Below are 18,416 nucleotides of genomic sequence, written 5' to 3'. Positions count from 1 at the left end.
TGTTCGCACTTAAAACGTAAAGGAAATCCTACCACTATCGAAATTGCGTTGAGCCAAATGCCCGCGATCCGAACGGCTGCGGCAGCCGGCAAGTGGGCGGGGACCGCTATCCACCTGGGTTCAAACGGCTATTGTCACAGCCGGTGTCTCTTCCCCAGGTGCGGTATTTATGGTAAATGGCTCCCATGGTAGAGACCAGACGCACCGGCGAACGTTCGAACGAGCTGATCCGCCCCGACTCCGGTGGTGGCCGTGTGGCCGCGAGCGGTGCACGCGCACGCGCCGAAGGCGTCGTCCAGCAGGGACGGCAACGGGTTCCGAGCTTGCGTGAACTGGCCGCCCTGGTTGTCAACGGCGTGCTGACCCTGCCGCGCAACTATCGCCGCGGCATGTTCCTCGACGTTCAGGTGTAAGCGGCCGCTTCCGGGCCGAAAAGCCGATCCATCAGCAGCGGCGGCAACTCGTACTGCGGCAGGCACAGGCTGGTGCTGCGGGCGTGCAGCGTGTGCAGGCACAGCCCCTCCGTGTCCGGGAAGGCGCCGACGCGAAAGCGTTCGCGCGCGGCCTTGACGAAGGGTGCGTCCTCGCAGGCGTTCACCGCCGGGAAGCGCACCGCCCCCCATACCTCGCGGCGGTAGGCATAGGAAAAGCCATAACCGTCGAGATTGTCGGGGGAGGGCGGGGCGTCCGGCGCCTCCACATAGCTGCAGGCCTGCCGGCCCCAGCGGTGGTGCGAGCCGCCGTGGGCCGTGTCCCAATAGCCGAAGCGCCGGTGCGGCACGCTGTAGAGGAACCAGCCCGACAGCTTCACCAGATCATGCCCCCGATCGAGCCAGTCCAGCATCCGCTCCACATAAGTCGGCGCATAGAAATCGTCGTCGTCCATGTGGACGATCACCGATCCCTTGGCATGTTCGGCCAGGATGTTGCGCTTCTCGCCGATGGCATAGCGGCTGGGCGAGTAGAAATATTTCAGCCGCGGGTTCGCCAGCGCCTTCAGGTATGCCGATGGGCGCGGGCTGTCGTCGAACACCAGCCACTCGATCTCGCCATGGGTCTGCGCCTGGATGCAGGCATGCAGGCGTGGCAGGAACTCCTCGCGCTGCCAGGTGGGGGTGACGATGCTGACCAGGGGAGTGGGGGTGTGGGACGTCATGGTCGTTTCTTGCTCGCACGGGCGGGCTGCGTGTAGACAAGCGGCAGCATAGCACCGCCGGCTGGCGGTGGCGCGAAGGAAGGGAAGGATGCCCGTGGGAGTGATCGACCGGATCTGGATCGTCTTCGCCGCTCTGAACGGCGCCATTGCGGTCGGCACCGGCGCCTATGCCAGCCACGCGCTGGCCGCCCAGCCGCAGGCGCAGGAATGGTTCCGCATCGCCGGGCAGTATCAGATGGCGCATGCGCTGGCGCTGGTGCTGCTGGTGGTGCTTGGGAGCCGGATCGGGAGCGGCGGGATGGGCGGACTGGCCCTGCGGATCGCGGGATGGCTGTTCGTCGCTGGGATTCTGCTGTTCTGCGGCACGCTCTACGCGCTGGGCACCGTCGGGCCGCTGCCGGTGCCGATGACGGCGCCGGCCGGCGGTTGGAGCTTCATGTTAGGCTGGCTGGCGCTGGCGGTCGCGGCCCTGCGGGCGCGCGGCTGAGGCTTGCGCCCGTCGAAACGAGGCGGCGGCGGTCAAGTCGGTGTCCGGCGATCAGCCGGCCGTGGCGGTGCGCAGGTCGGACTGGTCCGCGGCCGAGTCGCCGCTGCGGCTGTCGCTGTCGGCGTCCTCAGCCGCAGGCGTGCAGTAGAGGCCGTGCAGCGTCGTCATGATCGTCTGCGCCTCGTGTCCGTTCAGCGAATAGTAGATGTTCTGGGCGCTGCGCCGCGTACGGACCAGATTGTCGTTGCGCAGCCGGGCCAGATGCTGGGACAGCGCCGACTGGCTGAGCCCGACCAGATCCTCCAACTCGCCCACCGACCGCTCGCCCTGGCTCAAGTGGCACAGGATGAGCAGCCTCCGCTCGTTGCACATCGCCTTCAACAGCGCACTTGCCCGGCGGGCGTTGGCCTGCAAATCCTCGATCTTCATCGCTCTACCGTCGCCCTGTCCGTTCCGATTCGTTTTGCGCCTGAGCCGTCGTTGCGCGACCAGGCAAAGAAAAATGTTCGTATCCTAGTATATTCGTATCGGACGGCTATTGTCCACCTGTGGGAATCCGGCATGGCGACCGCGCCGCTGCTTGGCGCATGCGACGGCTTGAGCGTCGCCATCATCGGCGGAGCCCTGTTTTTCTCGCATCTCGAAACAGAGCCGCTACAGATATATCAGCTTCCGGTTGTGAGCGATAATCATCCGCAATGGTGGGGTCAAGCGCGCCGCCGCATCCGTCGTGACACCGGCCGGCCGGTCGGGTAGCATTCCGCTATGACCGACCATCCTTTGAATACCAAGGGCTTGCAGTGCCCGCTTCCCGTCTTGCGCGCGCGCAAGGCGATCAGGACCATTGCCGTCGGCGACACGTTGACGGTGGAGGCGACCGACCCCGGCGCCCGCAAGGACTTTCCCGCATTCTGCGAGGCGACCGGCAACCGCCTGCTGTCCGTCAGCGAAGAGGACGGCATCCTGCGCTTCGTCATCGAACGCGTGGCTTGAACAGACGTTGCACCGTACCGGTTATACCCCGATCGCAGGGGGGCACGGATTGCCCCGGTCCCCGAAAGTGGGCTGTGACGAATCGTCCTGGATTCAGCCTGTACTTTCATTAGCGATCCGGGAAGAATGGTTTTCGGAAACGCTGCAATCGCCGCCCGAAAACCAACGATAACGACCGAAAAATCGATGTTCACCACCCTGTTCACCCACCCGGCGTGCCTGGAGCACGACACGGGTCTCGGTCATCCCGAATGCTCCGACCGCCTGCGCGCCGTGCTCGCCGCGCTGGAGACGGAGGAGTTCCACATGCTGGAACGGCAGGAGGCGCCGCGCGCCACGGTTGAACAGCTTCTGCGGGCGCATCCGCAGTCGCACATCGACCGCGTGCTGTCGCTGATCCCCGACGTGGAGCATGCGGGCGTCGATGCCGACACGGTCGTCTCGCCCGGATCGGGGGAGGCGGCGCTGCGTGCGGCCGGCGCGGTCTGCGCCGCGGTCGACGCGGTGGCGACCGGCCAGTCGCGCAACGCCTTCTGCGCGGTCCGGCCGCCGGGCCACCATGCCGAGCGGGAGAAGGCGATGGGCTTCTGCCTGTTCAACAACGCCGCCGTCGGCGCCTTCCACGCCCGCGCCGCCCATGGGCTGCAGCGGGTGGCGGTGATGGATTTCGACGTCCATCACGGCAACGGGACCCAGGACATCCTGCAGTTCGATCCCGACATGCTCTATTGCTCCACCCACCAGTCGCCGCTCTATCCCGGCACCGGCGACGCGGGGGAGAAGGGCGAGTATGGCAACTGCGTCAACGCGCCGCTGCCGGCCATGGCCGGGTCGCCGGAGTTCCGCCACGCGATGACGCACGTGATCCTGCCGGCCATCGACCATTTCAAGCCGGACCTGCTGATCATCTCCGCCGGGTTCGATGCCCATTCGCGCGATCCGCTGGCCGGCCTGCACCTGATCGACGATGATTTCGTCTGGGCCACCCGCAAGCTGGGCGAACTGGCCCGCACCCATTGCGGTGCAAGGATCGTCTCGGTGCTGGAAGGCGGCTACAATCTTCGGGCATTGGCGTCGGCAAGTGCGGCCCATGTGCGCGAACTGATGTACTGCTGACCGGAACCTTCCCCGCGCAATGGCGGTCCCCTTCTTCCGAAAGGGGGAGGGGCTGCCCGAACGCATAGGCCGCACAGTGGCGGCACATAGTCCGCAAGGGCCGGGGTACGGGAGTGCCTCGGGCCTTGCGCCGGGCGAGGGCGGGGCATACCTTCGCGGGCTTGAGGTTCCATCGATGGTTCTGCCCGACATGCCCCCTTCCGCCTCTGCTGTTCCCATTCCGCCCGACATCGCCGCCCTCAGTTTCGAGGATGCGCTCGCCGAACTGGAGCGGATCGTCCGCCAGCTTGAGGAAGGACGCGGCAAGCTTGACGACGCCATCTCCTCCTATGAACGCGGTACGGCGCTGAAGCGCATTTGCGAGATGAAGCTGCGCGAGGCGCAGGCCAAGATCGACCGCATCACCGTGAGCGCCGACGGCTCCCTCGGCACCGAACCCGCCCGGATCGACTGACGTGCAGACCATTTCCCAGACCGAATTGAAGTCCGCCATGGCGGAGATCGCGCAGGCCGTCGAGATGAAGATCGGCGCTCTGCTGCCGACCACCGATCTGGCGGAGGCGCGGGTGTTCGATGCCATGCGCTATGGCTGCCTGAACGGCGGCAAGCGGCTGCGGCCCTTCCTGGTGATGCAGTCAGCGGCGCTGTTCGGCGTCAACCCCGACTGCGCCATCCGTGCCGCCGCCGCGGTGGAGATGGTCCACAGCTATTCGCTGGTCCATGACGACCTGCCGGCGATGGACGACGGCGAACTGCGGCGCGGCCGGCCGACCTGCCACCGCCAGTTCGACGAGGCGACCGCCATCCTTGCCGGCGACGGTCTGCTGACGCTGGCGTTCGAGGTGCTGGCCGACCCGGCGACTCACGAGGATCCCAACATCCGCTGCCAACTGGTGTCGGCGCTGGCCAAGGCGGCCGGCGGCCACGGCATGGTCGGCGGCCAGATGCTGGACCTGATCGCGGAGCATGAGAGCTTCGATCTCGGCACCACCACCCGGCTGCAGCGCATGAAGACCGGCGAGATGATCGCCTTCTCCTGCGAGGCCGGCGGCATCCTGGGCAAGGCCAACCCGCCGCAGCGCACGGCGCTGCGCGCCTATGCCCACGACATGGGGCTGGCCTTCCAGATCGTCGACGACCTGCTGGACGTCGAAGGCACGGCGGAAGAGACCGGAAAGACCGTCGGCCGCGACGCCCAGGCCGGGAAGGCGACCTTCGTTTCGATCCTCGGCCGCGACCGCGCCCGCGCCCAGGCGGAAATGCTGTCCCATCAGGCATCGCAGCACTTGGACATTTTCGATGGGCGTGCCGATATGTTGAAGGCCGTTGCCGACTTCGTCGTCGCGCGCCGCGCCTGACCAGAGCTTTGAGGACCATCACGACGTGACCTCCACCAAGACCCCGCTGCTCGACCTTTGTCCGACGCCAGCCAAGCTGCGGGCCCTGAAGCCCGAGCAGCTCCGCCAGTTCGCAGACGAGTTGCGCACCGAGACCGTGGACGCCGTATCGGTGACCGGCGGCCATCTCGGCGCCGGGCTGGGGGTGGTCGAGCTGACGGTGGCGCTGCATTACGTCTTCGACACGCCCTATGACCGGCTGATCTGGGACGTCGGGCACCAGTGCTATCCGCACAAGATCCTGACCGGGCGGCGTGACCGCATCCGCACGCTGCGCATGGGCGGGGGATTGAGCGGCTTCACCAAGCGGTCGGAGAGCGAATACGATCCCTTCGGCGCCGGCCACAGCTCCACCTCCATCTCCGCCGGTCTCGGCATGGCGGTCGCCAGCAAGATGAAGGGGGAGCGGCGCAACGTCATCGCCGTGATCGGCGACGGCGCCATGAGCGCCGGTATGGCGTACGAGGCGATGAACAACGCGGCCTCCACCAAGTCGCGGCTGATCGTCATCCTCAACGACAACGACATGTCGATCGCCCCGCCGGTGGGTGCGATGAGCGCCTATCTGTCGCGGCTGATCTCGTCCAAGCCGTACCTGTCGCTGCGCCACTTGGCGAAGGAGATCGCCGACCAGCTGCCGCGTCCGCTGCGCAACGCCGCCCGCCGGGCGGAGGAATATGCCCGCGGCATGGTCACCGGCGGCACCCTGTTCGAGGAGCTGGGCTTCTACTACATCGGCCCGATCGACGGTCACAACCTGGACCACCTGCTGCCGGTGCTGCAGAACGTCCGCGACGCCGACGACGACAAGCCGGTGCTGATCCACGTCGTCACCAAGAAGGGCAAGGGCTATGGCCCGGCGGAGGAGTCGGCCGACAAGCTGCACGCCGTCGCCAAGTTCGACGTGGTGACCGGCACCCAGTCAAAGCCGAAGTCCAACGCCCCGACCTACACCCGCGTCTTCGCCCAGAGCCTGATCGCCGAGGCGGCGGCCGACCCGACCATCGTCGGCATCACCGCCGCCATGCCGTCGGGCACCGGGCTGGACCTGTTCGGGGAGCGCTTCCCCGACCGCTGCTTCGACGTCGGCATCGCCGAACAGCATGCGGTGACCTTCGCCGCCGGCATGGCGACGGAGGGGTTCAAGCCCTTCTGCGCCATCTATTCGACCTTCCTGCAGCGTGCCTACGATCAGGTCATCCATGACGTGGTGCTGCAGCATCTGCCGGTGCGATTCGCGCTGGACCGCGCCGGGCTGGTTGGCGCGGACGGGGCGACCCATGCCGGGTCCTTCGATACCGCCTATCTCGGCTGCCTGCCCGACATCGTCCTGATGGCGGCGGCGGATGAGCTGGAACTGATGCACATGGTGGCGACCCAGGCCGCCATCGACGACCGCGCCTCCGCCCTGCGCTACCCGCGCGGCGAGGGCGTGGGGCTGGAACTGCCGGAACGCGGCAGCCTGCTGCCGATCGGCAAGGGCCGCATCCTGCAGGAAGGCACCAAGATCGCCATCCTCAGCTATGGCACCCGCCTGGGCGAGGCCCGGCGCGCCGCGGCGGAGCTGGCGGCGCGCGGCCTGTCGACCACCCTGGCCGACGCCCGCTTCGCCAAGCCGTTGGACGAGGATCTGGTCCGCCGGCTCGCGCTGGAGCACGAGGTGCTGATCACCATCGAGGAGGGATCGGTCGGCGGCTTCGGCAGCTTCGTGCTGCAGTTCCTGGCGACGGCCGGGCTGCTCGACGGCGGATTGAAGATCCGGCCGATGGTTCTGCCCGACCTCTATCTCGACCACGACTCGCCGGCGAAACAGTATGAGACCGCCGGCCTGACCGCTCAGCAAATCGTCCGCACCGCGCTGCAGGCGCTGGGGATCGAGAGCGCTGCGGCGCGGGCCTGACCGCCGATTCCTTCACCCATTCGCCGAGGGCATCCAAACGGCGTAATGCCATTTGTCTAGCGGCCTTTCGGGTTGTTGGACTGGTATGGAGCGCAAGCGACGCCTTACACTTCCCAAGCTGGAATGGTAGCCCCCGGGCAACGGGGGAAGAGCCTGCGGCAGCGGATGGATACGAGGTCAGGGGCGATGGCGCACATCATGGCGGTCACGGCATACCGCAACGCGGAGTTCGGCACCGATCCGGGAGCGGATCGGGCGGCCGGCGCCGACGTTGCGGCCGGCGGCGTCGGCATCGACGATCCTGCGATGTTGCGCAGCCTGCTGGATCAGACGCCGACACCCACCGCCCTGGTGGAGGGGGAGGGTGACCGCTGCGCCTTCGCCAACGCCGCCTTCCGGGCGCTGGGCGCGATCGCGGGAACCAACCTGACGGAGCGTTTTCCAGCCCTGTCGCTGTCCATGCTGATCGAGGCGCGGCGGACAGGCCAGCCGCAGCGCAACCGGGCCGCCAGTGACCGCACCACCGATGGCGAGCGGTTCTGGGATGTGCGGGTCACCCCGCTGCTGGGGGTCAACGGCGTCGTCCGCGCCCTGATCGTCACTGCCGAGGAGACGCCGGAGTCGGCGGCCGAGCATGACCGGCGGCTGCGCGACGTCAGCCACCGGCTGAAGAACACGCTGCAGCTGGTCTCCAGCCTGCTGACCCTGCAGACCCTGTCGAGCAAGGATCCCGAGGTCCGCCGCGCCCTGCAGAGCGCCGGCGGACGGGTCGGCATCGTCACCCAGGCCCACCAGCGCACCCACGGCGCCCTGCGGGCCGGCACCGTCGACATGGCGGTCCATCTGCGCGAACTGTGCCAGGAGCTTGAGGCGACGCTGCCCGGCGCCCACCGCGTCAAGGTCACGGCCGAGACGACCGAGATGCCGATGGAGTCGGTCATTCCCTTCAGCCTGATCGTCAGCGAGCTGGTCGGCAACGCGGCGCGCCACGCCTTTCCCGCAGGAGTGCCCGGCGACATCGACGTGCGGCTTGGCCGTGGTGAAGGCGGCCGCATCCATCTGGAGGTCGTCGACCGCGGTATCGGCCTGCCGCAGGGCCTGGACGTTGCCCGTGCGTCGACGCTGGGGCTGAAGGTGGTGCGCGCCTTCGTCGGCCAACTGCGTGGCCGGTTGACGGCGGACAGCAGCCCCTATGGCACCCGCGTGTCGGTGGATTTCCCGCCGGCCTGACGCCCGGCCGGCTGCCGCCTGGAACCGGGGCTTGCCCTTGCGGCGGTTCCGCGTCAGGAATGCGCCGTCACGAGCGAGCGAAGGGCGACGGCATGGCACGGGTGAGGGTTGACGTGGCGCTGGTGGAGCGCGGGCTGGCGGAAAGCCGCGCCAAGGCGCAGGCGCTGATCCTGGCCGGGCTGGTCTATTCCGAGACGAAGCGCATCGACAAGGCCGGCGACCTCATCGCGGCGGAAGCCCCGCTGGCGGTCAAGGGGCAGGACCATCCCTGGGTGTCGCGCGGCGGGCTGAAGCTGGTAAAAGGGCTGGACGTCTTCGCCATCGACCCCACCGGACTGACCGCGGTCGATGTCGGCGCCTCCACCGGTGGCTTCACCGACGTGCTGCTGACCCGCGGTGCCGCCAAGGTCTATGCTGTCGATGTCGGTCATGGCCAGTTGGCGTGGAAGCTGCGCAACGATCCGCGCGTGGTGGTTTTGGAGAAGACCAATGCCCGCCACCTGACCATGGCCGAGATTCCGGACCCGGTCGACCTGGTGGTGTGCGACGCCAGCTTCATCGGTCTGGAGATCGTGCTGCCGGCGGCACTGGCCCTCGTGGTGCCGGGCGGGCGGCTGGTCGCCCTCATCAAGCCGCAGTTCGAGGTCGGCAAGGGCCGCGTCGGCAAGGGCGGCGTGGTGCGCGAACCCGAACTGCACCAGGAGGTTTGCGTCCGCATCCGCAAATGGCTGGATGCTCTTCCGGGCTGGCGCGTGCTGGACATCACCGAAAGCCCGATCACCGGACCGGAGGGGAACAAGGAGTTCCTGATCGGCGCGGTGAAGGATCTTTCCCCCGATCTTGAAACCCACGAACGCCTCGACCTTCCCGGCTGACCGGGGCAGGGCGCGAAGGCTGTGCCCGATCGATTGGACTATGCCGAAGGGTCGATGAGGATAGCCCAGGCTGCAGCCTGCCGCGCGGCGCATTAGATTTGGACGACCGCATTTAACGGTCAGGATCGCTGTGTGCAGAATTATCTCGGTCCGTTGATCCTCCACCTCGCCCCGGTGCCGTGCGTCGCAACCCCGTGTTGCCCAGGCTTTGGCTGATGGTGGCCGGGGCAGGTCAGGACTTTGCGATTGATGGCCGGGCAATCGTGCGCCGGACTCTCCGCTGCGCGCGTCCAGCCACCGCTGCCATCGCGTCCGGGATGGCAGCCCGGTCGGCCCGGCTCTGCGGCATACCCGCCCGCTTCCAGCCAGATTCTCAACCGGCGCATGCGCTGCCCGACCCCTTCAAGACGGAAATCCCAGCCCGCCATGGCCGCATCCTCTGAACAGCCGCACAAGGCGCGTACCGGTGTTGCCGGGCTTGACGACATCCTGGCCGGTGGCCTCGCCCGCGACCGTGTCTTCCTGCTCGAGGGCAGCCCCGGCACCGGCAAGACCACCATTGCCCTGCAGTTCCTGCTGGACGGCGCGGCGGCCGGTGAACCCGGACTCTACATCACCCTGTCGGAAACCGAGGGCGAACTTCGCGTCGCTGCGGCCGCGCACGGCTGGACGCTCGGCGAGGAGATCACGGTGTTCGAGCTGGTTCCGCCGGAGAGCCTGCTCGACGTGGCGCACCAGCAGAGTCTGCTCTACTCCTCCGATCTCGAACTCGGCGAGACGACCAAGCTGATGTTCGAGGCGATCGAGGGGAGCAAGCCGATGCGGATCGTCCTGGACAGCCTGTCGGAGATCCGGCTGCTGGCCCAGAGTTCGTTGCGATACCGGCGCCAGATCCTCGCCCTCAAGCATTATTTCGCCCGCCACGGCGCCACCGTGCTGCTGCTCGACGATCTGACCACCGACACCATGGACAAGACGGTCCACAGCATCGCGCATGGCGTGATCCGCCTGGAGATGCTGACGCCGGCCTATGGCGCCGAGCGGCGGCGCTTGCGGGTGCTCAAGTACCGAGGGCAGGCATATCGGGGCGGCTTCCACGACTGCACGATCACCACCGGCGGATTCAAAGTGTTCCCCCGGCTGATCGCCGCCGAATATCGAACCGGCTTCGCCGGAGAGCGTCTGGCCAGCGGCATCGCCGAACTCGACACGCTGCTGGGTGGCGGCATGGAGCGCGGATCGAGCGCTCTCATCATCGGCCCGGCGGGGACCGGAAAGTCGCTGCTGGCGATTCAGTTCACGGTGGCCGCCGTCGCGCGGGGGGAGCGGGCTGCGCTGTTCGTGTTCGACGAGGAGCTTGGCCTGTTGTTCGCCAGGACCAGGGCGATGGGCTTCGACCTTGAAGCCATGCGGGATAGCGGCAGCCTGATCATCGAGCAGGTGGATGCGGCGGAACTGGCGCCCGGCGAGTTCACCTACCGGGTCCGCGCCTGCGTCGACGACCACCAAATCCGCACCGTGGTGATCGACAGCCTCAACGGCTATCAGGCGGCGATGCCGGAAGAGCAGCTTCTGGTCCTGCATCTTCATGAATTGCTGCTGTACCTGAACCGCCAGGGCGTGACGACCTTCCTCACCATCGCGCAGCACGGCCTGATCGGTGACATGCAGTCTCCGGTCGATGTCACCTATCTGGCCGATACCGTCGTGCTGCTGCGCTATTTCGAGGCGCTGGGCCGTGTCCGGCGGGCGATCTCGGTGATCAAGAAGCGGGCCGGTCCGCACGAGGACACGATCCGCGAGTACCGGGTCAACGACAGGGGCATCAGCCTGGGGCCGCCGCTGGACGAGTTCCAGGGGGTACTGCGCGGCGTGCCGATCTATGTCGGCCAAGGCGGGCCTTTGCTGCAGGACGATCCGGCTTGAGCGAGTCCGCCACCACGGAGCGCGCGCTGATCCTGGCGCCGCATGGACGGGATTCCACCGTCGCCTCCGCCTTGTTGGGCGAGGTCGGCATCGCCGCGCACGCCTGTCCCGACCTGCCGGCGCTTTGTGCGGCGCTGGAAGACGGAGCCGGCCTGCTCATCCTTGCGGAAGAGGCGGTGCGCACCGCCGACCTCCAGGGTCTTGTCGCCTGGATCGGCGCACAGCCGCCATGGTCGGACCTTCCCGTCATTCTGCTCACCTTGCGGGGCGCCGGCGCCGAACGCACGCCGGAGGCGGCGCGCCTGACCGAACTGCTGGGCAACGTGACCTTCGTGGAGCGCCCCTTCCACCCGACCACCCTGATCAGCGTCGTGCGGACCTGCCTGCGCGGCCGGCGCAGGCAGTATGAGGCGAGGGCGCGGCTCGTGGAGCGCGAGCGTCTGCTGGCGGACCTCGCCGACGAACGGGCACGCTTCGAAACGCTGGTGGAGCACCTGCCGGTGGGCGTCAACCTGATGGACCGGAACGGCCGGACCATTCTGTCCAATCCGGCATTCCGGCGCTTTCTTCCGGACGGTGTCATCCCTTCCCGGCGGCCGGACGGTGAGGAGAGCTGGATCACTTATGATGCGCAGGGCCGTCTTCTGTCACGCGACCGCTTTCCCGGTGCGTGCGCCCTGCGCGGTGAGACAGTCAGCGGTATGGAATTCATTTATCGTTCCACCGGCGAACAGCCGGTCTGGACCCGTGTCAGCGGCGTGCCTGTGCGGGACTCCACCGGCAAAGCGGCCGGAGCACTCGCCGTCATCGTGGACATAAGCGATCAGAAAGCGGCACAGGAGGCTTTGCAGCGCCTGACCGAGACGCTGGAATCCAAAGTGCAGGAACGCACCAGGGAACTGGCGGCGACGCTCGACCAGCTGCGCGACGAGATCCGCGACCGCGAGCGCGCCGAAGAGCAGCTGCGCCAGACGCAGAAGCTGGAGACTCTCGGCCAGCTTACCGGCGGTGTCGCGCACGACTTCAACAATCTGTTGATGGCCGTTCTCGGTAATCTGGAGCTGCTGCGCAAACGCCTTCCCGCCGACCCGACGACGGAGCGTCTTTTCGATGGCGCCATGCAGGGGGCTCAGCGCGGAGCGACACTGACCCAAAGGCTTCTGGCTTTCGCCCGTCGGCAGGATCTGCAGCCGCAGGCGGTGGACCTGACCGGGTTGCTGGACGGCATGAAAACGCTCTTGGAGCGTTCGGTCGGCCCGCGCGTCGTCATCCGCATCGACGCCCGACCTGCGACGGTACCGGCGCTGATCGATCCCAACCAGCTTGAACTGGCGATCTTGAATCTCGCCGTGAATGCCCGCGATGCCATGCCCGACGGCGGCACGCTCACCGTGACGGTGGACGAGGTGCCGGTACCCGTCGCTTCCGGACTGCCGTCCGGTTCCTACCCCTACGTGAGCGTGCGGGACACCGGCACAGGGATGGACGAGGGAACGCTTGCGCGGGCGATCGAGCCGTTCTTCTCGACCAAGGGCATCGGTAAAGGCACCGGGCTGGGGTTGTCGATGGTTCATGGCTTGGCGGTGCAGTCCGGCGGCGCGTTCCGGCTGTCGAGCGTTCCGGGCCAGGGGGCGCTTGTCGAGCTGTGGCTGCCGAAGGCGACGATGCCGGCCCAGGCGGCCGAGTTGCCGCCGGCCCCGGCGGCCGACGTGTCTCCCGCCGTGGTCCTCGTGGTCGACGACGACGCGCTGATCGCCATGAGCACCGTCGATATGCTGGCCGACCTTGGGCACACGGTCATCGAAGCGGGATCGGGTGTCGAAGCGTTGGAGCTTCTGCGCAGCGGGCAGGCGGTCGACCTGCTGCTGACGGACTATGCGATGCCCGGCATGACCGGGGTCGAGCTTGCCCAGGCGGCCCGTGCCATGGCTCCGGACCTGCCGGTTCTGCTGGCGACGGGATACGCCGATCTGCCGGAGGGCGTCGTGGCCGACCTGCCGCGGCTTGCCAAGCCATACACGCAGAACCAGCTCGCCGTCGCGACGGCCAAGCTGCTGGCCGAGATGGCAAGGACGTCGGCACATGCCAAGCCGGTTGACGGTCTCCACCGTGAGCCGCGCGCCGGAATTCACCGCTAGGGACGCCACACGCCAGATTGCGCCGGCGCCGGTGCCTTCATCGGCACCGGCGTCATCACAAAGGGCGCGTTTTACTTCATGCCTTTTACTTCATCGATGGGAAGGCGAACTGGGCGCCTTCGCGGATCCCGCCGGTCGGCCAGCGCTGGGTGATGGTCTTGCGCCGGGTGTAGAAGCGCACGCCATCCGGGCCATAGGCCGACAGATCGCCGAACAGCGACCGCTTCCAGCCGCCGAAGCTGTGGTAGGCGACCGGCACCGGCAGCGGCACGTTGATGCCCACCATGCCGACCTTGATCATGTCGCTGAAATAGCGGGCGGCCTCGCCGTCGCGGGTGAACAGGCAGGTGCCGTTCCCGTATTCGTGGGCGTCGATCATGTCCATGCCTTCCTGCATCGTCTTGACCCGGACTAGGCACAGCACCGGGCCGAAGATCTCTTCCCGGTAGATGGTCATGTCCGGGGTGACGCGATCGAACAGGCAGCCGCCCAGGAAGTTGCCGTTCTCGTGCCCAGGCACCACCAGCCCGCGGCCGTCGACCACCAGTTCGGCGCCCTCGGCGATGCCTTGGTCGACATAGGCCTTCACCTTCTCATAATGGGCGCGGGTGACCAGCGGACCCATCTCGCAGCCGGCGGAGGTGCCGGCGCCGACCTTCAGGTCGCGGAGCGCCACCGACAGCTTGTCCTTCAGCCGGTCGGCCACCTCGTCGCCCACCGCGACGACGACGGAGATCGCCATGCAGCGCTCGCCGCAGGAGCCGTAGGCGGCGCCCATCAGCGCGCTGACCGCATTGTCCAGGTCGGCGTCGGGCATGACGATGGCGTGGTTCTTGGCACCGCCCAGCGCCTGCACCCGCTTGCCATTGGCGCTGGCGGTCGAATAGACATACTCGGCGATGGGGGTGGAACCGACGAAGCTGACGCCCTGCACCCGCGGGTCGGTCAGCAGCGTGTCCACCGCCTCTTTGTCGCCATTGACGACGTTCAGCACGCCCGGCGGCAGCCCGGCCTCCAGGGCCAGCTGGGCGATGTAGAGGGCGGAGCTGGGGTCGCGCTCCGACGGCTTCAGGACGAAGGTGTTTCCGCAGGCGATGGCGATGGGGTACATCCACAGCGGGACCATTGCCGGGAAGTTGAAGGGCGTGATGCCGGCGACGACGCCCAGCGGCTGGAACTCCGACCAGCTGTCGATGGCCGGCCCGACATTCTTGGAGAACTCCCCCTTCAGCAATTCCGGCACGCCGCAGGCATATTCGACATTCTCGATGCCGCGGGTCAGCTCGCCGAAGGCGTCGTCCAGGACCTTGCCGTGTTCCGCCGTGATGAGGGCGCAGATGCGCTCGGCATTTTCCTCCAGCAACTGCTTGAAGCGGTACATGACGCGGGCGCGCTTGGCCGGCGGCGTGGCCCGCCACGCTGGGAAGGCGGCCTCGGCGGCGGCAATGGCTTCTTCCACCGTGGCACGCGACGCCAGGGCGACCTGTCCGGCCACGTCGCCGGTGGCGGGATTGACGATGTCGGCGGTCCGGGTGCCGGCGGGCGCGTCGGTCTTGCCGCCGATCAGGTGGGCAACGATGGTCATGGGGCGTGTCCTGGGGGAGATTATGGAGTGCGGAGTGCGGAGTGCGAGTGCCCCCTCCCTAACCCTCCCCCACCTGCGGTGGGAGAGGGAACTGCCGCCGTTATGCGAATCCCCCCTCTCCCGCGAAGCGGGGGAGGGAGGGACCCGCGGCGAAGCCGTGGGAGGGAGGGGGCTTCGCCTGTGGCGCCCTTACGCCGTCGCTTGGATGGCATCAGCAACGACGTTGAACAGGCGGTCGAGGTCGGCCGGTTCGCTGTGGAAATGCGGGCCGAACTGGAGCGTGTCGCCGCCGAAGCGGACGTAATAGCCGGCCTTCCAGCACTTCTCGCCGATCTCGTAGGGCCGGCGGGCCGGCTCGCCCGGAAGCGGGGCGATGGTGACGGCGCCGGTCAGGCCATAGTTGCGGATGTCGGCGACGTTCTTCAGCCCCTTCAGCCCATGGATCAGGTCTTCGAAGTGCGGCGCCAGCGCCGCGGCCTTTTCCCACAGCTTCTCCCGCTCGAATATGTCGAGCGCGGCCAGACCGGCGGCGCAGGCGACCGGATGAGCGGAGTAGGTGTAGCCGTGCGGGAACTCCACCATGTACTCAGGCCCGCCATTGTCCATGAAGGCCTGGTAGATGTCGTGCTTCGCCACGACGGCACCCATCGGGACGGCGCCGTTGGTCAGGCCCTTGGCGACGTTCATGATGTCCGGGACCACGCCGAAGGCGTCGGCGCCGAAGGGGGCGCCCATGCGGCCGAAGCCGGTGATGACCTCGTCGAAGATCAGCAGGATGGAGTGCTTGTCGCAGATCTCGCGCAGCCGCTGCAGGTAGCCCTTCGGCGGCGGTAGCACGCCGGCGGAGCCGGCCAGCGGTTCGACGATCACGGCGGCGATGTTGGAGGCGTCGTGCAGCGCCACCAACTCCTCCAGCGCGTCGGCCAGGAAGGCGCCTTCCTCCGGCATGCCCTTCACGAACAGGTTCTGCGGCAGCAGGGTGTGGGGCAGGTGGTCCGCGTCGACGCCGGTGCCGAACAGCTTGCGGTTGCCGCCGATGCCGCCCAGGCTGGTGCCGCCGAAATTGACGCCGTGATAGCCCTTGGACCGGCCGATCAGCTTGGTCTTGGTCGGCTGGCCCTTCATCCGCCAATAGGCCCGCGCCATCTTCAGCGAGGTGTCGGCCGCTTCGGACCCCGAACCGACGAAGAAGACATGGTCGAGGCCGGCCGGGGTCATCGACGCCAGCTTGTGCGCCAGCTTGAAGGCCGCCGGATGGCCGTGCTGGAAGGCGGGGCTGTAATCCAACTCCGCGATCTGGCGGGCGACCGCTTCAGAAATCTCGCGGCGGCAGTGGCCGGCGCCGCTGCACCACAGACCGGACAGGCTGTCGTAGATCTTGCGGCCTTCGGCATCCCAATACCAGGTCCCCTCCGCCTTCACGATCATGCGGGGGTTGTTCTTGAACTGGCGGTTGCCGCTGAACGGCATCCAATAGGCGTCAAGCTCCTCGCGCGTCAGTCCGGCAGCCTTGCTGAGCGACTGCGCTTGATCGTTGTCCAGGGGGGCCATCCGCTGTTCTCCCGCATTTGTTTTGGGCACTGTCGTGGGAGAGTGTGCGCGGTTCGTGGTTGCGATTAAATCCAAACTATAAGAACTTCACATAACCTTTCGCTTACCTATCGCGCCGACCTTTTTCACGGTTCCAGCATGAACAAACCGACCCGGCCCCCCACCCGGCCCATGGCCCCGATCGGCGACGCCGACATCCGGCTTCTGCGCGTGTTCCGGACGGTGGTCGAATGCGGCGGCTTTTCCGCCGCCGAGGTGGAGCTGAATATCAGCCGGGCGGCGATCAGCCAGCACATGGCGGACCTGGAGCGGCGGCTTGGCCTCACGCTCTGCCGGCGCGGGCGGGCGGGCTTCCGGCTGACCGACGAAGGGCATCTGGCTTATGAGGCGACGCTGCGCCTGCTGGCCAGTACGGAAAGTTTCCGCAGCGAGATCAACACCCTTCACGGCCGCCTGCGCGGCGAGCTGAACATCGGGATCACCGACAACCTCGTCACCATGCCGCAGATGCGGGTGACGCATGCCCTGCGTGGACTGAAGCGGCTGGCGCCGGAGGTGCGTGTCAACATCCGCATGATTCCCCCCAACGAGATCGAACGGGGCGTGCTGGACGGGCAATTGCACGTCGGCGTCGTCCCGGTCCGCAGAGGTCTGCCCGGGCTGGCCGGTCTTCCGCTTTACCAGGAGGAGTCGTTGCTCTATTGCGGCGACGGTCATCCGCTGTTCGACCGTCCCGAAGGAGCGATGACGCGCGGGGCGGTGGAGGCGGCCGACGCCGTGGCACCGACCCAGGCGCAGCTTCCGCACGAGCTGAACAACACCGCGACGGCCACCGACCGCGAAGGGGTGGCGTTCCTGATCCTCACCGGATGCTATGTCGGTTTCCTGCCCATCCATTATGCCCGGCAATGGGTGGAGCGCGGCATGATGCGGGCGCTGCTGCCCGACACCTTCCATCATGCCCTGGAGTTCCAGGTGGTGACGAAGAAGGGCGCCCAGCCGAATCTGGTGCTTGAGCGATTCCTGGACGTCTTGCGCGGGAACGGCGACGGCGAGGGAATGGATGCCGAATTGCTGCTCACCTGAGGTGTGCGGGTCGCTATAGTCGTGGCCGGGCTTTGCCGCCTCCCTCCCACTCCGCCAGCATCCAGGATCGTGAATGCAAGCCCGCCAACTCGAAGTCTTCTGCATGCTGATGCGCTGTGGAACCGTGACCGGGGCGGCGGCGATGCTGAACATCTCGCAGCCGGCATTGAGCCAGATTCTGCTGCACGCCGAAGATCAACTCGGATTCAAGCTGTTCGACCGGGTGCGCGGGCGTCTGGTCCCGACGCAGGAGGCCAACGAGCTGTATCCGGAGGCAGAGCGGATCTTTGCGGAACTCGGCGCCTTGCGCCGGCGCACGGTCGACATGCGCCATGGCCGCACCGGTCTGGTCCGTCTCGCCGCCTCGGCCCCGCCCTCGATGTCCATCGTTCCAAAGGCGCTGACCGCCTTCCGCGAGGCGCATCCCGACATCGTCGTGCGGTCGCTGGTCGCCCCGATGACCAACATCCTGGACATGCTGCGCAGCGGCGATGTTCTGCTGGGGGTGGCGATGAACGACATGCCCCACCACGATCTTCACGTCGAAACGGTGGGCCATGCCGAACTGATCTGCCTGATGCCGGAGGGACATCGGCTGGCCCGGCATGCCGAGGTCGGATTTGCCGATCTGGTGGAGGAAACGCTGATTTCCTACCGCGTGGACACGCTGCCCGGCCGGCTGCTGGCCGGGGCGGTCGAGGCGGAGGGCGGCGTTTATGCCCCGGCGGTGGAAATCGACCTGTCGATCACCGCGCTGCCCTTCGTGCGCGAGGGGATCGGCGTGGCGGTCGTCGACGGGCTTCTGCCGTGGAACCAGTTCTCCGGCATCGTCCAGCGGCCCTTCCGCCCCGGCATCCGCGTGCCCATCGCCATCCTGACCAGCAAGGAGCGCCCGCTGTCGGGCAGCCACGACCTGATGCGCGACTGCCTGCGCCGGGCCGCCCGCGCGCTGGAGCCGGGCGGCACCTGACGGCTC

At 67.4% G+C, this 18,416-nt stretch carries 18 protein-coding genes; 14 read left to right on the top strand and 4 right to left on the bottom strand.

Annotated elements, in window-relative coordinates:
• Positions 1-185 precede the first annotated feature (185 nt).
• Complete coding sequence (locus FZ029_RS11800) at positions 186-413, top strand: hypothetical protein (RefSeq protein ID WP_149199381.1); 228 nt, start codon at positions 186-188, stop codon at positions 411-413.
• On the opposite strand, the gene FZ029_RS11795 is transcribed toward FZ029_RS11800, so the two are convergent.
• Complete coding sequence (locus tag FZ029_RS11795) at positions 404-1,156, bottom strand: glycosyltransferase family 2 protein (RefSeq protein ID WP_149269406.1); 753 nt, start codon at positions 1,154-1,156, stop codon at positions 404-406. The genes FZ029_RS11800 and FZ029_RS11795 overlap by 10 nt on opposite strands.
• An 88-nt stretch (positions 1,157-1,244) precedes the next feature.
• On the opposite strand from FZ029_RS11795, the gene FZ029_RS11790 reads away from it, so the two are divergent.
• The gene (locus tag FZ029_RS11790) at positions 1,245-1,643 is read left to right on the top strand and encodes a DUF423 domain-containing protein (protein WP_247892270.1); all 399 of its coding nucleotides are present in this window, start codon (positions 1,245-1,247) and stop codon (positions 1,641-1,643) included.
• 51 nt (positions 1,644-1,694) lie between these two features.
• Here FZ029_RS11790 and FZ029_RS11785 read toward each other — a convergent pair whose 3' ends face one another.
• Positions 1,695-2,072, bottom strand: coding sequence for a metalloregulator ArsR/SmtB family transcription factor (locus FZ029_RS11785; RefSeq protein WP_149269405.1), 378 nt, complete (start codon positions 2,070-2,072; stop codon positions 1,695-1,697).
• Between the two features lie 132 nt (positions 2,073-2,204).
• Here FZ029_RS11785 and FZ029_RS32975 point away from each other — a divergent pair, with 132 nt between their 5' ends.
• From FZ029_RS32975 to FZ029_RS11735, 10 genes are all read left to right on the top strand, one after another.
• The gene (locus FZ029_RS32975; protein ID WP_188051905.1) at positions 2,205-2,399 is read left to right on the top strand and encodes a hypothetical protein; all 195 of its coding nucleotides are present in this window, start codon (positions 2,205-2,207) and stop codon (positions 2,397-2,399) included.
• 9 nt (positions 2,400-2,408) lie between these two features.
• Positions 2,409-2,636, top strand: a complete 228-nt coding sequence (locus FZ029_RS11775; protein ID WP_149269404.1) for a sulfurtransferase TusA family protein — start codon at positions 2,409-2,411, stop codon at positions 2,634-2,636.
• A gap of 186 nt (positions 2,637-2,822) precedes the next feature.
• Positions 2,823-3,752 (top strand): histone deacetylase family protein, encoded by a 930-nt coding sequence (locus FZ029_RS11770; RefSeq protein WP_109048709.1) that lies wholly within the window; start codon positions 2,823-2,825, stop codon positions 3,750-3,752.
• A 175-nt stretch (positions 3,753-3,927) separates the two neighbouring features.
• On the top strand, positions 3,928-4,206 hold the full coding sequence (locus FZ029_RS11765; protein ID WP_149269403.1) for an exodeoxyribonuclease VII small subunit: 279 nt from the start codon (positions 3,928-3,930) through the stop codon (positions 4,204-4,206).
• A gap of 1 nt (position 4,207) precedes the next feature.
• Positions 4,208-5,110 (top strand): polyprenyl synthetase family protein, encoded by a 903-nt coding sequence (locus tag FZ029_RS11760; RefSeq protein WP_211101065.1) that lies wholly within the window; start codon positions 4,208-4,210, stop codon positions 5,108-5,110.
• 25 nt (positions 5,111-5,135) lie between these two features.
• Complete coding sequence (gene dxs, locus FZ029_RS11755) at positions 5,136-7,049, top strand: 1-deoxy-D-xylulose-5-phosphate synthase (RefSeq protein WP_149199286.1); 1,914 nt, start codon at positions 5,136-5,138, stop codon at positions 7,047-7,049.
• A 186-nt stretch (positions 7,050-7,235) separates the two neighbouring features.
• Complete coding sequence (locus FZ029_RS11750) at positions 7,236-8,279, top strand: PAS domain-containing sensor histidine kinase (RefSeq protein WP_149269402.1); 1,044 nt, start codon at positions 7,236-7,238, stop codon at positions 8,277-8,279.
• 92 nt (positions 8,280-8,371) lie between these two features.
• On the top strand, positions 8,372-9,154 hold the full coding sequence (locus tag FZ029_RS11745; protein ID WP_149269401.1) for a TlyA family RNA methyltransferase: 783 nt from the start codon (positions 8,372-8,374) through the stop codon (positions 9,152-9,154).
• 426 nt (positions 9,155-9,580) lie between these two features.
• Positions 9,581-11,080: an ATPase domain-containing protein gene (locus FZ029_RS11740; RefSeq protein WP_149269400.1), complete on the top strand. Its 1,500-nt coding sequence runs from the start codon at positions 9,581-9,583 to the stop codon at positions 11,078-11,080.
• Positions 11,077-13,218 (top strand): ATP-binding protein, encoded by a 2,142-nt coding sequence (locus tag FZ029_RS11735; protein WP_149269399.1) that lies wholly within the window; start codon positions 11,077-11,079, stop codon positions 13,216-13,218. The genes FZ029_RS11740 and FZ029_RS11735 overlap by 4 nt, the downstream gene beginning before the upstream one ends.
• 85 nt (positions 13,219-13,303) lie before the next feature.
• Here FZ029_RS11735 and FZ029_RS11730 read toward each other — a convergent pair whose 3' ends face one another.
• Together FZ029_RS11730 and FZ029_RS11725 are read right to left on the bottom strand one after the other, a co-directional pair.
• Positions 13,304-14,803 carry a CoA-acylating methylmalonate-semialdehyde dehydrogenase gene (locus tag FZ029_RS11730; protein WP_149269398.1) on the bottom strand — a complete coding sequence of 500 codons (1,500 nt, stop codon included), beginning with the start codon at positions 14,801-14,803 and terminating at the stop codon, positions 13,304-13,306.
• A gap of 189 nt (positions 14,804-14,992) precedes the next feature.
• Entirely contained in the window at positions 14,993-16,354 is a 1,362-nt protein-coding gene (locus FZ029_RS11725; RefSeq protein ID WP_149269397.1) for an aspartate aminotransferase family protein, read from the bottom strand.
• Positions 16,355-16,492: 138 nt separating this feature from the next.
• Between FZ029_RS11725 and FZ029_RS11720 the strand changes: the two genes are divergently transcribed.
• Together FZ029_RS11720 and FZ029_RS11715 are read left to right on the top strand one after the other, a co-directional pair.
• Positions 16,493-17,440 (top strand): LysR family transcriptional regulator, encoded by a 948-nt coding sequence (locus tag FZ029_RS11720; protein WP_149269396.1) that lies wholly within the window; start codon positions 16,493-16,495, stop codon positions 17,438-17,440.
• A 73-nt stretch (positions 17,441-17,513) separates the two neighbouring features.
• Positions 17,514-18,410, top strand: a complete 897-nt coding sequence (locus FZ029_RS11715; RefSeq protein WP_149269395.1) for a LysR substrate-binding domain-containing protein — start codon at positions 17,514-17,516, stop codon at positions 18,408-18,410.
• Positions 18,411-18,416: the final 6 nt, after the last annotated feature.

It is taken from the genome of Azospirillum sp. Sh1 (genome assembly GCF_008365135.1).
GTDB classification, from domain to species: domain Bacteria; phylum Pseudomonadota; class Alphaproteobacteria; order Azospirillales; family Azospirillaceae; genus Azospirillum; species Azospirillum oryzae.
The sequence above is the reverse complement of the archived record's forward strand: the minus strand, read 5'-3'. Positions and strand labels throughout refer to the sequence as shown.